This window comes from Roseovarius halophilus (ex Wu et al. 2025) (assembly GCF_047086965.1).
Window position 1 is genome coordinate 1 of record NZ_JBKOTX010000218.1, and the last position, 8,003, is coordinate 8,003.

Annotated in this window: 10 protein-coding genes; 6 read left to right on the forward strand and 4 right to left on the reverse strand. The window is 66.5% G+C overall.

Annotated features, from left to right (window positions below):
* Window positions 1-212, forward strand: a 212-nt coding sequence (locus ACH107_RS27245) for a hypothetical protein (RefSeq protein WP_412508830.1), incomplete at its 5' end; no start/stop codon positions are given.
* A gap of 95 nt (window positions 213-307) precedes the next feature.
* On the opposite strand, the gene ACH107_RS27250 is transcribed toward ACH107_RS27245, so the two are convergent.
* Window positions 308-1,312 carry a TauD/TfdA dioxygenase family protein gene (locus tag ACH107_RS27250; RefSeq protein WP_412508821.1) on the reverse strand — a complete coding sequence of 335 codons (1,005 nt, stop codon included), beginning with the start codon at window positions 1,310-1,312 and terminating at the stop codon, window positions 308-310.
* 502 nt (window positions 1,313-1,814) lie between these two features.
* Here ACH107_RS27250 and ACH107_RS27255 point away from each other — a divergent pair.
* The 5 genes from ACH107_RS27255 to ACH107_RS27275 all read left to right on the forward strand — a co-directional run bounded on the left by ACH107_RS27255 (window position 1,815) and on the right by ACH107_RS27275 (window position 5,380).
* The gene (locus tag ACH107_RS27255; protein WP_412508824.1) at window positions 1,815-2,450 is read left to right on the forward strand and encodes an ATP-dependent Clp protease proteolytic subunit; all 636 of its coding nucleotides are present in this window, start codon (window positions 1,815-1,817) and stop codon (window positions 2,448-2,450) included.
* Window positions 2,451-2,572: 122 nt separating this feature from the next.
* Complete coding sequence (clpX, locus tag ACH107_RS27260) at window positions 2,573-3,835, forward strand: ATP-dependent Clp protease ATP-binding subunit ClpX (RefSeq protein WP_310691950.1); 1,263 nt, start codon at window positions 2,573-2,575, stop codon at window positions 3,833-3,835.
* Window positions 3,836-4,048: 213 nt separating this feature from the next.
* Complete coding sequence (locus tag ACH107_RS27265; RefSeq protein ID WP_310691951.1) at window positions 4,049-4,432, forward strand: NADH:ubiquinone oxidoreductase subunit NDUFA12; 384 nt, start codon at window positions 4,049-4,051, stop codon at window positions 4,430-4,432.
* Between the two features lie 4 nt (window positions 4,433-4,436).
* Window positions 4,437-4,886 (forward strand): outer membrane lipid asymmetry maintenance protein MlaD, encoded by a 450-nt coding sequence (mlaD, locus tag ACH107_RS27270; RefSeq protein WP_310691952.1) that lies wholly within the window; start codon window positions 4,437-4,439, stop codon window positions 4,884-4,886.
* Window positions 4,883-5,380, forward strand: coding sequence for a DUF2155 domain-containing protein (locus ACH107_RS27275; protein WP_412508825.1), 498 nt, complete (start codon window positions 4,883-4,885; stop codon window positions 5,378-5,380). Before mlaD ends, ACH107_RS27275 begins: the two co-directional genes overlap by 4 nt.
* Here the strand turns inward: ACH107_RS27275 and aat are convergent.
* The 3 genes from aat to ACH107_RS27290 form a co-directional block, all read right to left on the reverse strand.
* The gene (gene aat, locus ACH107_RS27280; RefSeq protein ID WP_412508826.1) at window positions 5,344-5,988 is read right to left on the reverse strand and encodes a leucyl/phenylalanyl-tRNA--protein transferase; all 645 of its coding nucleotides are present in this window, start codon (window positions 5,986-5,988) and stop codon (window positions 5,344-5,346) included. The two genes, ACH107_RS27275 and aat, sit on opposite strands and share 37 nt — an antisense overlap.
* Window positions 5,989-6,346: 358 nt before the next feature.
* Window positions 6,347-7,696, reverse strand: a complete 1,350-nt coding sequence (gene accC, locus ACH107_RS27285) for an acetyl-CoA carboxylase biotin carboxylase subunit (protein WP_412508827.1) — start codon at window positions 7,694-7,696, stop codon at window positions 6,347-6,349.
* Window positions 7,697-7,706: 10 nt separating this feature from the next.
* Window positions 7,707-8,003: acetyl-CoA carboxylase biotin carboxyl carrier protein (locus ACH107_RS27290; protein WP_412508828.1), on the reverse strand; the 297-nt coding region annotated here is incomplete at its 5' end.

The window sequence follows — 8,003 nt, forward strand, 5'->3', positions numbered from 1 at the left end:
ACGAGCCGGGCCCGGTGGGCGGACCCTATGCCGTGGGCGGGGTGCGCATCGGCAGCCCGATCTGCGAGGACAGCTGGTACGAGGACGTGGCCAAGGGTTTCGGCGGGCCGGGGCGCCGGCGCGGGCCTGCGTTGGCGGGCGTGCGCGTGACGGGCCGCGCGGGCCGGTGGACGCTGTCCGATGCGATATGCTGTGCCATGTGGATCACCTGATCGGGTTCTGGCTGAGGGCCTTTTGTCCTATCAAACGGCCTCTTGGCGGGCCATTCTAGCAGCCCAGCAGGGGCGAGTGGCATCCCGGGGGGCGATCAGTTCTGCATCGGGATGCCGTCCTCCCAGCGAAAGCCCACGCCGCCGCCTTGCCAGACCCCCTCGCCAAAGGGGCTCGGCCCGTCGATCGGCAGTTCCGCGAGCAACCCGTTGTCGGGGACAAGGTCGTGCGTGCCGCGCACGGTGCTGCGGTGCATGATCCGCAGACCCTGTGCGTCGGCGGGCATATGCGCCTCGGGGGCGGCGCGGTGGGCCACGGCCAGGTTGTCGATGAAGACGCAGTCGTTTTCACGGTACTCATAGGCCGTGGCGTAGCCGCCCTCGAACCCGGCGTTCAGGATGTCGTTGTAGGCATGGCACAGCGCCTTCAAGTCCTCGGAACCGAGCAAGCGCGCGCCGCGTGCGCCGGGCAGGACCTCGACCACCGCACCGGTCATGCCGAGGTGCAGCCAGATGCAGGCCTGACCGGACAGCGGGTGGCGATGGACCAGCGGGTGCACGACGCCCGAGGCCGAGTTGACCGAGGCCAGCCGCGCCCAGTATTCCTGCGTCTCCCGGGGCAGGGCGTCATGGGCCAGGCCCTGATGCGCAAAACAAGTGCCGCCGCCGTTCTCGGCCGGGCGCACGATGTGATAGCCCGAATGCGAGAAGGTCGCCGGCAGGAAGCTGCCGTCGTTGTGCCATTGCGGCCCGACGCCGGGGATACCGTGGCGGCGATCGTTGGACAGCCGGAAGATATGCGGATTGCCGCCCGGCGTGGCCGGATGGACGCCATGGGTGCTGTGCAGCTCGCGCCCGCCCCACCAGCAGGAGGCGCGCAGGAAGTCCTCTGGGTCGACCGGCTGGTCGTTCTTGAACACCAGAAAGCCGCGCCGGGCCATCTCTTGCTCCAGCGCATCCAGAACCGCGCGGTCCGGGGGCTGTTCGGCCAAGAGGTCTATGCCGTGAACCTCGGCCCCGATGGGGTCGAGGGGGCGGATCTCGGCCCCGGCGGCTGCGATCAATGCGCGGCGTTCGGCGTCTGTCGTGGGGGACTTGGTCATGGGCGCACCTCCTTTGCAGGCGGAAATGTAAGCGCCGCTGGCCGTCGTTGAAAGGGGCGGGCGCGCAAGCCGGGCCGTCGCGGCGACGGCCACCGACATCTCTGGCGGGCCTGTCCGGGGATCGCGTCCTGCGACAGTATGGCTCACAGGTTATCCGGGTGTGCCGACCGGGGGTAATCCACCATCGGGTGGTTTACATGGGGGGCGTCACGGGGCGAGGCGCTGCATGCAGCGCGACAGGCGCGGAGTTTCGCGAAACGCCCTGCCTTACGCGATTTGACCAGGTCGCGGGGCGACCGGCCCGGTCTGTTGCGTCGACCAGAGATTGGTGACACGGAAGGGCAGGCGCCGCACGACGTGCGCCCGGCCCCAGTCCGGCGGGCGTCGGACCAGGGCCGCGCGCGACCGCTTGCCCTTGAAGCCCCCCTGCCGCGCTACTAAGACTCCTGCGAGGAAATCAGTTCAAACGACGCCCGCGTCCAAAGCTCCGAGGCAGACACCCATGCAAGACCCCGTCGAGACCTACATGAACCTCGTTCCCATGGTGGTGGAACAAACCAGCCGTGGCGAACGGGCCTACGACATCTTCTCGCGCCTGCTGAAAGAGCGGATCATCTTCGTCAACGGCCCCGTCCACGACGGGATGAGCCAGCTTGTCGTCGCGCAGCTGCTGCACCTGGAGGCCGAGAACCCGAAAAAAGAGATCAGCATGTACATCAACAGCCCCGGCGGCGTGGTGACATCCGGCCTGTCGATCTACGACACGATGCAGTACATCCGGCCCGCCGTCTCGACGTTGGTGGTCGGCCAGGCGGCCTCGATGGGCTCGCTGCTGCTGACCGCGGGCGCGGCCGGAATGCGGTTCTCGCTGCCCAACAGCCGCATCATGGTGCACCAGCCCTCGGGCGGTTACCAGGGTCAGGCGTCGGATATCATGATCCACGCCGAAGAAACGATGAAGCTCAAGAAGCGGCTCAACGAAATCTACGTCAAGCACACCGGTCAGACCCTCAAGAAGGTCGAGGCGGCGCTGGACCGTGACAACTTCATGGACCCGCAGGAAAGCAAGGACTGGGGCCTGATCGACGACATCGTGGAAAGCCGGATCAAGCCCGACGAAGGCGAAGGCGCGGGCTGAGCACAACGGGCCGGTAGCCGGCCCGGAATTCGGCATTGTGAACACTTCCACGCTGTCCTAGGCTCAGGCCGACGGGGCAGCGCGGAACCACTCAAAACGGCCTTGGGCCAGGGAAAGACGACATGGCGGACACGTCCGGCGGAGACAGCAAGAACACCCTCTACTGCAGCTTCTGCGGCAAGAGTCAGCACGAGGTGCGCAAATTGATTGCGGGGCCGACCGTGTTCATTTGCGACGAGTGTGTCGAACTGTGCATGGACATCATCCGCGAAGAGACGAAATCCTCGGCGCTGAAATCCTCGGAAGGGGTGCCCACGCCCCAGGATATCTGCACGGTGCTGGATGATTACGTCATCGGGCAGGCCATCGCCAAGCGCGTGCTCTCGGTGGCGGTGCACAACCACTACAAGCGCCTGAACCATGCCGACAAGACCGATATCGAACTCAACAAGTCGAACATCCTGCTGATCGGCCCCACGGGCTGCGGCAAGACTCTTCTGGCCCAGACGCTGGCGCGCATCCTAGATGTGCCCTTCACCATGGCCGATGCCACCACCCTGACCGAAGCCGGTTACGTGGGCGAGGATGTGGAGAACATCATCCTCAAGCTGCTTCAGGCCAGCGAATACAATGTCGAGAAGGCGCAGCGCGGCATCGTCTACATCGACGAGGTCGACAAGATCACCCGCAAGTCCGACAACCCTTCGATCACGCGGGATGTATCGGGCGAGGGTGTGCAGCAGGCCCTGCTCAAGCTGATGGAGGGCACGGTCGCCTCGGTGCCGCCGCAGGGCGGACGCAAGCATCCGCAACAGGAATTCCTGCAGGTGGACACCACGAACATCCTGTTCATCTGCGGCGGCGCCTTCGCGGGACTGGACAAGATCATCAGCCAGCGTGGGAAGGGCAGCGCCATGGGCTTCGGCGCCGATGTGCGTGACGAGGCGGACAAGGGGATCGGCGAGGTGCTGCACGACCTCGAACCCGAGGACCTGCTGAAATTCGGCCTGATTCCGGAATTCGTCGGCCGTCTGCCCGTCGTGGCCACGCTCGAAGACCTCGACGAGGACGCGTTGATCACCATCCTGACCGAGCCCAAGAACGCCTTGGTCAAGCAGTATCAGCGGCTTTTCGAACTCGAAGAGGCGCAGTTGACCTTCACCGACGATGCCCTGCGGGCCATTGCGCGGCGGGCCATCGAACGCAAGACCGGGGCCCGCGGGCTGCGGTCGATCATGGAGGATATCCTTCTCGATACCATGTTCGACCTGCCCGGCATGAACACAGTGACCGAGGTCGTGGTCAACGAGGAATCCGTCGGGGCGGATGCGGCCCCGCTGATGATCCACGATGAGGCCCGCAAGGAAAACGCCAGCGCAGGCTGACCGAGGGCCCCCGCTCGCTAGTGTGCGATCCATGCCATGGCGAGCGGGCGGGCACGCGCCCCGGCACCCGGGGGGAACACGCCTGTTGTGCCCGGGCACCGGGACGGCGCGGTGGCAGCGGCTGCGGGCGGGAAATCCCGGCCCGGGCCGATGCCGGCACTGGACTGTCGCGCGTCAATTCGGCATACCCGCCTTAGCAGTCAGGAGAGCACAATGAGCGTCCTCAACATCATCAAGCGCATCTTCGTCTGGTGGGATGGCCAGACCCTGGGCACGCAGCTTTTTACCTGGCGCACGGGGGAGCGGGTCGGCGCGGACGAACACGGCAACGTCTATTATCGCAACGCCGACGACTCCAAACGCTGGGTCATCTACAACGGCGAGGTGGAGGGAAGCCGCGTTGCCCCCGACTGGCACGGATGGCTGCATCGCACCTGGGATGAACTGCCCGATGAAAAGCCGTTGGTCCACAAGGACTGGGAAAAGCCGCACCTGCCGAACCTGACCGGCACGCCGCAGGCCTATGCGCCAAAGGGGTCGATCCGGCGGGCCGAGCCAATGCCGCGCTCGGACTACGAGGCCTGGACACCGGAGTAGCCCCATGCGCGAATCCGTCACCGAAGTGATTGTCGGTGCCCTGGTGCTGGCCGTGGCCGGCGGGTTCCTGTGGTATTTTACCCAGGCCACGGGCACCGGCGGGCGGCCGGACAGCTATGACCTGGCGGCGAACTTCCGGTCGGCCGAGGGAGTTTCTGTAGGCACGGACATCCGCATGGCGGGGGTCTCGGTCGGGGCGGTGACGGCGCTGTCGCTTAACCCCGAGACCTACCGCGCCGAGGCCGCGCTGAGCATCGACGAGAGCATCGCCATCCCCGAGGACAGTGCCGCGGTCGTGGCCACCGAGGGGCTTTTGGGGGGCACCTTCGTCGAGATCGTGCCGGGCGGGTCCTTCACATACCTCGAAGAGGGGCAGGTCTTCCAGAGCACCCAGGGCGCCGTGAGCGTGATCCAGCTTCTGACCAAGTTCGTCTCGGGCGGGGACTCGGAATGATCCGGGTCTTGACCCTTGCCGTCGCACTTTTGGCCGGGACAGCCGCCGCCCAGGAGACGGGCGAGCTTCCCGGGCTGGATTTGGGTGATCCCGATCCCCTCGGGCCTGAGCCGATGCTGCCCGTCCCCGATGACCCTGATCCCGGCCCGGACGGCATGACGCAGGGCACAACGACCGAAACCGATCTTGCGCCCGCCGCCACGACGGCCCCCGGCGGGACGCTTCGCCTTCTGGACAAGATCGCCGGCGAGGTCCGCGACCTGACGTTGACCAACGGCGAGGTGGCACGGGTCGGCAATCTGGCGGTCCGCCTGAACGAATGCCGCTTTCCCTCGGGCAACCCCGCGGGGGATGCCTACGCGCTTCTCACGATCCATTACGACAACGCGCCCGAGCCGATCTTTCGCGGCTGGATGATCGCCAGCGCGCCGGCGCTGAACGCGCTCGACCACCAGCGTTACGACGTTTGGGCGTTGCGCTGCACGACCTCCTGACCGCAGGGCGGCTGGGTCTGCGCATCGAAGCGGGCGTGGGTCTCCAGCGCCTGCGCCAGCTTGCGGCGATAGACGGCGCGGGGGATCTCGATGCCGCCCAGGCGGCGCAGGTGCGGCGTGATGAACTGGGTGTCGAACAGAGTGAAGCCCCCCGCCCGCAACCGGTGAACCAGGTAGGCCAGCGCCACCTTGGAGGCATCCGTGCGGCGCGAGAACATGCTTTCGCCGAAGAAGGCCCCGCCGATGGCCACCCCGAAGACCCCGCCCACAAGCGCGCCGGTCTTGTCGTGAACTGCGCAGGAATGGGCATGGCCGCGCGCGGCCAGTTCGGCATAAAGCCCGCGCAGGGTCGCGTTGATCCAAGTCTCATCCCGGTCGGCGCAGCCCGCCACGACACCGGAAAAGTCCTGGTCGAACCCCACGCGGAAAGGGCCGCGCCGCAGGGTGCGCGCCAGTGACCGCGAGATGTGAAGGCCATCAAGCGGCATCACCCCGCGCAGGCGTGGATCGACCCAGAACAGCTCGGGGTCGTCCTCATGTTCGGCCATGGGAAATATGCCGCTGGCATAGGCGGCCAGGAGAGTATCCGCAGAGAGTCCTTGCCGCATCGCTCAGATATCTGTTTTGTCACGGTGTCTTGTGAGGGTCCAGCATATCGGCAAACCCGCCCGCACCACAAGCAGAGTGCCGCGACGGGAGTTTTCGACTTTGTGTCCGACCCCCCCCCGAGGCGGCGCTGCGGCACATGGTGGCGGTCACCCCCTGCGCGGACGGCATCGCTGGTGCCCGCGGGCCGGCGCTCGGCACCAGCCATGTCGGGGGCATCGGCGGACGGGCCGAGACGGCCGCGGGGTCAACCGACTATCCGGATCCGGCCCCGAGCGGGCCCATCAAGATGCGGGCGGCGGGCTGCACCTTGCAAGCCCCGGTCTGAGCGTTAGTCCGAGGCGGGAGGGCGCGGTGGCATCAGGCCTGCAGGTGCGTTTCCAGCCAGTGTTCCAGCCAGTGGATGTTGTAGTCGCCAGTCTGCACGGCCTCTTCGGCCAGCAGCGCGTGAAACAGCGGCACGGTCGTGTCGACGCCATCCACGATCAACTCGCCCAGGGCCCGGCCCAGACGCGCCAGCGCCTCGGGGCGGTCGCGGCCATGCACGATCAGCTTGCCGATCAGGCTGTCGTAATAAGGCGGGATCGCGTAGCCGTCATAGAGCGCGCTGTCCATGCGCACCCCCAGCCCGCCGGGCTGGTGAAACTGGGTGATCCGGCCCGGGCAGGGCGAAAAGTTCGGCAGTTTCTCGGCATTGATCCGCACCTCGATGGCGTGGCCGTCGATACGCAGCTCGTCCTGGGCAAAGGACAGCGGCAGACCCGCGGCCACCCGGATCTGCTCGCGCACCAGGTCCTGTCGGAAGATCGCCTCGGTGACGGGATGTTCGACCTGCAGGCGGGTGTTCATCTCGATGAAGAAGAACGCGCCGTTCTCGTAGAGAAACTCGATCGTGCCCGCGCCGATGTAGTTGATCCGCGCCACGGCGTCGGCACAGATCTTGCCGATGCGCGCGCGTTCCTCGGGGCTGATCGAGGGGCCGGGGGCCTCTTCAAAGACTTTCTGGTGACGGCGCTGCAGCGAACAGTCGCGTTCGCCCAGGTGCACCGCCTGGCCCTTGCCGTCGCCGAAGACCTGGACCTCGATGTGGCGCGGAGTGGTCAGGTATTTCTCGATATAGACATCCGAGTTGCCGAAGTTCGACTTGCCCTCGGCCCGGGCGGTCTGGAAGGCGCTTTTCATCTCTTCGGCGTTCTGCGCCACCTTCATGCCCTTGCCGCCGCCGCCGGCCGTGGCCTTGACGATGACCGGATAGCCGATCTCCTGGCCGATGCGCAGAGCGTCCTCGAGGCTGTCGACCCCGCCCTCCGAGCCGGGCACGCAGGGAACGCCAAGGGCTTTCATGGTGTCCTTGGCGGTGATCTTGTCGCCCATGACGCGGATGTGTTCGGCGGTGGGGCCGATGAAGGTCAGGTCGTGATCCTCGACGATCTGCACGAACTGGGCGTTCTCCGACAGGAACCCATAGCCGGGGTGGATCGCCTGGGCGCCGGTCACCTCGGCGGCCGAGATGATGGCGGGGTAGTTCAGGTAGCTTTGCGGGCTGGGCGCGGGGCCGATGCAGACGCTCTCGTCGGCCATGCGCACATGCATCGCGTCGGCATCCGCGGTGGAATGGACGGCCACGCTGGCAATGCCCATTTCGCGACAGGCGCGGATGACCCGCAACGCGATCTCGCCGCGGTTGGCGATCAGGATCTTGTCGAACATGCGCGGCCCCTCACTCGACCACGACGAGGGGGGTGCCGAACTCGACCGGGTCGCCATCTGTGACAAGGATGCGGGTGACGGTGCCCGAGGCCGGGGCCGGGATGTGGTTCATGGTCTTCATGGCCTCGACGATCAACAGGGTGTCGCCCTCGGATACGGTGCTGCCGATCGCGATGAAGGCGGGCGCCCCCGGTTCGGGCTGCAGATAGGTCGTGACACTGAGTTGGGTTGCGGCTGTATTGCCATTGCCGGCGTCATCCGTGGCCACGTCTGCGGCGATATCCACCGTCACCGCGCCATCGGAGGA

What these genes read in the sequence shown, in the direction of transcription:
- mlaD (WP_310691952.1), top strand. Translation starts at nt 4,437, where the DNA reads ATGCGCGAATCCGTCACCGAAGTGATTGTCGGTGCCCTGGTGCTGGCC.
- accC (WP_412508827.1), bottom strand. Translation starts at nt 7,696, where the DNA reads ATGTTCGACAAGATCCTGATCGCCAACCGCGGCGAGATCGCGTTGCGG.
- ACH107_RS27250 (WP_412508821.1), bottom strand. Translation starts at nt 1,312, where the DNA reads ATGACCAAGTCCCCCACGACAGACGCCGAACGCCGCGCATTGATCGCA.
- aat (WP_412508826.1), bottom strand. Translation starts at nt 5,988, where the DNA reads ATGCGGCAAGGACTCTCTGCGGATACTCTCCTGGCCGCCTATGCCAGC.
- ACH107_RS27265 (WP_310691951.1), top strand. Translation starts at nt 4,049, where the DNA reads ATGAGCGTCCTCAACATCATCAAGCGCATCTTCGTCTGGTGGGATGGC.
- ACH107_RS27255 (WP_412508824.1), top strand. Translation starts at nt 1,815, where the DNA reads ATGCAAGACCCCGTCGAGACCTACATGAACCTCGTTCCCATGGTGGTG.
- ACH107_RS27275 (WP_412508825.1), top strand. Translation starts at nt 4,883, where the DNA reads ATGATCCGGGTCTTGACCCTTGCCGTCGCACTTTTGGCCGGGACAGCC.
- clpX (WP_310691950.1), top strand. Translation starts at nt 2,573, where the DNA reads ATGGCGGACACGTCCGGCGGAGACAGCAAGAACACCCTCTACTGCAGC.